Raw genomic sequence first — 4,380 nt, forward strand, 5'->3', positions numbered from 1 at the left:
CCTGCAGCATCGCCAGCACGGTGCTCTTGCCGCTGCCGATGCCGCCGGTGAGGCCGATGCGCCGGGCCACGGTGCGCTGGCCCTCAGCGGACGCCGAAGGGGAAGGCGAAGGGCAGCAGGGCCGGCACGGCCGCCGGGCTCAGGGCCAGGCACACCAGGCCCGCGCCGGCGAGGTAGGGCCCGAAGGGCATCGGGATGTCCTTGTTGGCGAGCTTGCCCACCACCAGCAGCACGATGCCGATCACCGCGCCGACGATGGACGACAGCAGGATGATGGCCAGCAGGTATTCCGCCCCCAGCCAGGCGCCCAGGGCGGCCAGCAGCTTGAAGTCGCCGTAGCCCATGCCCTCCTTGCCGGTGGCGAGCTTGAAGGCCTGGAAGATGCCCCAGAACACCAGGTAGCCGAGCGCCGCGCCCCACACGGCGGAGCGCAGCGGCACGCTCCAGCCCATGGCGGCGACCAGCAGGCCCAGCCACAGCAGGGAGTAGTTCAGGTCATCCGGCAGGATCTGCGTGTCCATGTCGATCAGGAACAGGCAGATCAGCAACGCCGCGAAGGCCGCCCAGGCCGCCGCCTGCAGCGACAGGCCCCAGCGCGCAGCGCACAGCGCGAAGAAGCCCGCGGTGACCAGTTCCACGATTGGATAGCGGATGCTGATGCCCTTGCCGCATTGCGAGCACTTGCCGCGCAGCGCCAGCCAGCTGAGCACCGGGATGTTCTCGTACCAGCGGATGCGGTGGCCGCAGTGCGGGCAGCGCGAGCGCGGCACGAAGAGATTGAAGGGCTCCTCGTCCTTCACCGGCTGGCCGCTGTACTCGGCGCACTCCGCCGCCCACTGCCGCTCCAGCATGCGGGGCAGGCGGTGGATCACCACGTTGAGGAAACTGCCCACGAGCAGGCCCAGCACGCCCGCCAGCAGGGCGTCCATCGCAACCGTTCCGAGCATCAGACGACCGAACCGAGCTTGAAGATGGGCAGGTACATGGCGACCACGATGCCGCCGATCAGGCCGCCGAGGAACACGATGATCATCGGCTCCATCAGGCTGGAGAGGCCCGCCACCATGTCGTCGACCTCGGCCTCGTAGAAGTCCGCGGCCTTGCCCAGCATGTGGTCGATCGAGCCCGACTCCTCGCCGATCGCGCACATCTGCAGCACCATCGACGGGAACACGTTGGTGTTGGTCATGGCCACCGTGAGGCTGGTGCCGGTGGACACTTCCTGCTGGATCTTCTGCGTGGCGCTCTCGTACACCGAGTTGCCGGACGCGCCGCCCACGGAATCGAGCGCTTCCACCAGCGGAACGCCGGCGGCGAACATGGTGGCCAGGGTGCGCGTCCAGCGCGCGATGACCGACTTGTAGACCAGGTCGCCGAAGAGAGGCAGCTTCAGCAGCAGCCGGTCCATGAACATCTGCATCTTCTCGTTGCGCTTCCAGGCCTGGAAGAAGAAGTACAGGCCGCCGCCCACCCCGCCGAAGATCAGCCACCAGTAGGCGACGAAGAACTCGCTCATGGCGATCACGAACAGCGTGGGCGCGGGCAGGTCGGCGCCGAAGGAGGTGAACACCTCCTTGAAGGCCGGGATCACGAAGATCATGATCACCGTCACCACCACGAAGGCCACCACCACCACCGAGATCGGGTACATCAGCGCCGACTTGATCTTGGACTTGATCGCCTCGGTCTTCTCCATGTAGGTGGCCAGCCGGTCCAGCAGGCCCTCCAGGATACCGGCCGCCTCGCCCGCTTCCACCAGGTTGCAGTAGAGGTTGTCGAAGTACAGCGGGAACTTGCGGAAGGCCGCCGACAGCGAGGTGCCGGTCTCCACGTCCGAGCGGATGTCGTTCAGCAGCTTGGCGACGCTGGGGTTGGCGTTGCCGCGGCCCACGATGTCGAAGGCCTGCAGCAGCGGCACGCCGGCCTTCATCATGGTGGCGAGCTGGCGGGTGAAGATCGCGATGTCCTTGGGCTTGATCTTCGCGCCCGAGCGCATGCGGCGCTTCTTGATCTTGGTCGGGTTGACGCCCTGCCGCCGCAGCGACGCCATCACCTGGTTCTCGCCGGCGGCGCGGGTCTCGCCGCGCACCTGCTTGCCGTTGCGGTCCCGTCCCTCCCATTCGAAGACGAATTCCGCGACCTTCGTTGCTGCCGTGGCCATGGGGGCTCCTCTTTGCGTCCTTGCGCTGTTTTATTCGTTCGTGACCGCCAGCACTTCCTCGAGGGAAGTCAGGCCGAGGCGGACCTTGTGCAGGCCCGACTCCCGCAGGCTGCGCACGCCCTCCTTCTTCGCCTGTTCGGCGATCTCCAGCGCGCTGCCGTCGGCCAGGATGATGCGTTGCATGTCTTCGCTGATCGGCATCACCTGGTAGATGCCGACCCGGCCCTTGTAGCCGCCGTTGCACGCGGAGCAGCCCACGGGGCGGTAGGGCGTCCAGGTGCCGTCGACTTCCTCCTCCTTGAAGCCGGCGTCGATCAGGTTCTCGTACGGGATGTCGGCCGGCTGCTTGCACTGCGCGCACAGGCGCCGCGCCAGGCGCTGGGCCGTGATCAGGATCACCGAGGACGCGATGTTGAAGGGCGCGATGCCCATGTTGCGCATCCGCGTGAGCGTGGTCGGCGCGTCGTTGGTGTGCAGCGTCGACATCACCAGGTGGCCGGTCTGGGCGGCCTTGATGGCGATGTCGGCGGTCTCCAGGTCGCGGATTTCGCCGACCATGATGATGTCCGGGTCCTGCCGCAGGAAGGACTTCAGCGCCGCCGCGAAGGTGAGGCCCGCCTTGTCGTTCACGTTCACCTGGTTGATGCCGGGCAGGTTGATTTCCGCCGGGTCTTCCGCGGTGGAGATGTTCACGCCCGGCTTGTTCAGCAGGTTCAGGCAGGTGTAGAGCGACACCGTCTTGCCCGAACCGGTGGGGCCGGTCACCAGGATCATGCCGTAGGGGCGCGCGATGGCTTCCATCAGGCGCTCCTTCTCTTCCTTCTCGTAGCCGAGGGCCTCGATGCCCAGCTTGGCGCTGCTCGGATCCAGGATACGGATCACGATCTTCTCGCCGAACAGCGTGGGCAGCGTGGAGACCCGGAAGTCGATCACCTTGTCGGGGCCGACCTTCAGCTTCATCCGCCCGTCCTGCGGCACCCGCTTCTCGGAGATGTCCATGCGGGAGATCACCTTGATGCGGGAGGCGAGCTTGTCCTTGATCGCCACCGGCGGCGAGGCGATCTCGCGCAGCTCGCCGTCGATGCGGAAGCGCACCCGGTACTGGTGCTCGTAGGGCTCGAAATGCAGGTCGGAGGCGCGGGCGCCGATCGCGTCCAGCAGCATCTTGTGCAGGAACTTGACGACCGGGGCGTCGTCGACATCGGGGGCAGCGCTGTCGTCCTCGACGACGTTCTGCTCCATCGACGCTTCGTCGAACTCGAAGTCGTCGCCGATGATGCTGTCCATCTGCTCCGAGGTGGTCGCGGCCTGGGCCTCGACCATCTTGGTCAGCTTGTCGTATTCGGCGATGACCCAGTCCACGCCCATCTGGGTGGCGAACTTGATCTTTTCCGCGGCCTGCTGGTCGGAGGGGTCCGCGGTGGCGACGATCAGGCGGTTGTTGCGCTTGGACAGCACCACCACCCGGATCTCCTGGCAGATCTTCGGGTCGAGCAGGCCCTTGGGCAGGCGCTGCGTATCGATGGCGTCGATATCGAGCAGCGGCGCGCCGAAGGCGCCGGACATGGTGTGCGCCAGGTCGAAGGCGGAGACGGCGCCGGAGCCGGTGAGCTCCTGGATGAAGCTGGTGCGGTTGGCCTTGGCCTTGCGGAAGATGTCCTCGGCGGCCTTCTGCCCCAGCTTGCCGGCCACGACCAGCGCTCGCCCCAGCCCCGGCAGCGCCAGGGCGGAGGCTTCTAGGGCGGGATCGACTGCGGCCATGGGTGATGTCATTGTGGGGCTCAGAAAACGACAGTCTGAGCCCAGGATAGGGGATCAGGCTTGATCATCCCGAAAAGCCGAGTTGAAGTAAATGCACGCAGCTGACGCCACTGTCTGGCGTTGGTAGGAAGTCACGGCCGCCTGTCACGAGGCGCCTGCGCGTCATCTCTTGTAACGAGTACGCGCCCCGCCCGGAAGTTCCGGACGGGGCGCGGGCGCCGGGCCGGCCTGCCCGCATCTACCGCCGCGTGACCCGGTAGATGATGCCGTTGGCGTCGTCGCTCACCAGCAGCGCGCCGTCCCGGGTGACCGCCACGCCGGCCGGGCGGCCCCAGGCGCTGTCGTTGTCCACCAGGAAGCCGGTCATGAAGTCCTGGTACTCGCCGGTCGGCTTGCCGCCCTGCATGCGCACCCGGATCACCTTGTAGCCGGTACGCTCGGGCCGGCTGTGGGAGCCG

The 4,380-nt window shown here is 66.9% G+C and carries 3 protein-coding genes and 1 pseudogene; all 4 read right to left on the minus strand.

Annotation, left to right across the window (positions count from 1 at the left end; translation table 11 throughout):
* Window positions 1-83: 83 nt before the first annotated feature.
* Window positions 84-929, minus strand: coding sequence for an A24 family peptidase (locus VFM98_RS25700; protein ID WP_325112727.1), 846 nt, complete (start codon window positions 927-929; stop codon window positions 84-86).
* A 17-nt stretch (window positions 930-946) separates the two neighbouring features.
* The gene (locus VFM98_RS25705; RefSeq protein WP_325112728.1) at window positions 947-2,161 is read right to left on the minus strand and encodes a type II secretion system F family protein; all 1,215 of its coding nucleotides are present in this window, start codon (window positions 2,159-2,161) and stop codon (window positions 947-949) included.
* A 30-nt stretch (window positions 2,162-2,191) separates the two neighbouring features.
* On the minus strand, window positions 2,192-3,922 hold the full coding sequence (gene pilB / locus VFM98_RS25710; RefSeq protein WP_325112729.1) for a type IV-A pilus assembly ATPase PilB: 1,731 nt from the start codon (window positions 3,920-3,922) through the stop codon (window positions 2,192-2,194).
* A 238-nt stretch (window positions 3,923-4,160) separates the two neighbouring features.
* Window positions 4,161-4,380: pseudogene (locus tag VFM98_RS25715) on the minus strand (sorbosone dehydrogenase family protein); the annotation flags it as partial.

The sequence above is a fragment of the Ramlibacter sp. genome (assembly GCF_035706265.1).
GTDB lineage: Bacteria > Pseudomonadota > Gammaproteobacteria > Burkholderiales > Burkholderiaceae_C > Ramlibacter.